This is a genomic window from Bacillus sp. JCM 19034, assembly GCF_001310635.1.
In the GTDB taxonomy this organism is placed as follows: Bacteria; Bacillota; Bacilli; order Bacillales; family Bacillaceae_D; genus Halalkalibacter.
This window is the reverse complement of the sequence record NZ_BAXR01000058.1, coordinates 1-905: the sequence shown is the minus strand read 5'-3', so window position 1 is coordinate 905 and position 905 is coordinate 1. Positions and strand designations below refer to the sequence as shown.

The following is a 905-nucleotide window of genomic DNA, read 5'->3' as shown; positions in this document are numbered from 1 at the left end:
CCCTTTTACAGTATCCATAAGAAAGACCCCAACGATTTTTTGGTCAATGGATTAATGGAGTTATTAGACCAATATCAACGTCTTGAAATTGCCCTAAAACTAACAAAAGGCAGAAACAAGAAAGCGAAGGAAGGCGGATATGCAGGAGGAAGAGCGACATTTGGCTATACCAAACAAAAGGGTGAAAAAGAACTAAAAATACATAACGGGCATGCTGAAGTAGTAAAAAGATTATTTCAACTTAAACAAAATATAAGAAATGGTCACTGTCTAGGTTGGCAGAGGCATTGAATGAAGAAGGCTATCAAACAACGCAAGGGAAAGCATTTACGAAAGTACAAGTGAAGCGAATATTAGACCGAGAAAGCTTTTATCAAGGGTCTATACATACGGACAAATACAAGCAAATGGCAAACATGAAGCAATAATTTAAAAGGTTACTTAAAAAAGGGACTCATTTTCTTATAAGTTCTTCTGTAAGGTTGAAAATGGATAGGCTTTCGTACCAATGCGCACCGAATGGTGAACGCTCGAACTAAGGTTGCCGGCATTTTCATTTAATTGAATAGGGGATGAGAAAATGCATGAAAAACAGAAATACTTGTATGTTGGAGTAGACTTGCATAAGCAACACCATGTGGCAGTGGTCATTAATTGTTGGCAAGAGAAGCTAAAGGAAATAAAATTTGAAAATAAACCGGCTGCCTTCTCAACTTTTTTATTGGACATTGATAAACTTTTAGATGATGGATTGTCGCCTGTATTCGGCTTAGAAGATGTTGGAGGCTATGGACGGTCGTTAGCACAATTTTTAACAGACCATGGACAAGTTGTAAAAGAAGTAAACCCAGCACTTTCATACGCTGAACGAAAAAGCCATATGACCACACAAAAAAGTGATAGCT

Annotated in this window: 1 protein-coding gene and 1 pseudogene; both read left to right on the top strand. The window is 37.5% G+C overall.

Annotated features, from left to right (window positions below):
* Nucleotides 1-433: pseudogene (locus JCM19034_RS20555) on the top strand (recombinase family protein); the annotation flags it as partial.
* 147 nt (nucleotides 434-580) lie between these two features.
* A partial coding sequence (locus JCM19034_RS20550) for a transposase (protein ID WP_156324100.1) occupies nucleotides 581-905 on the top strand: 325 nt, incomplete at its 3' end.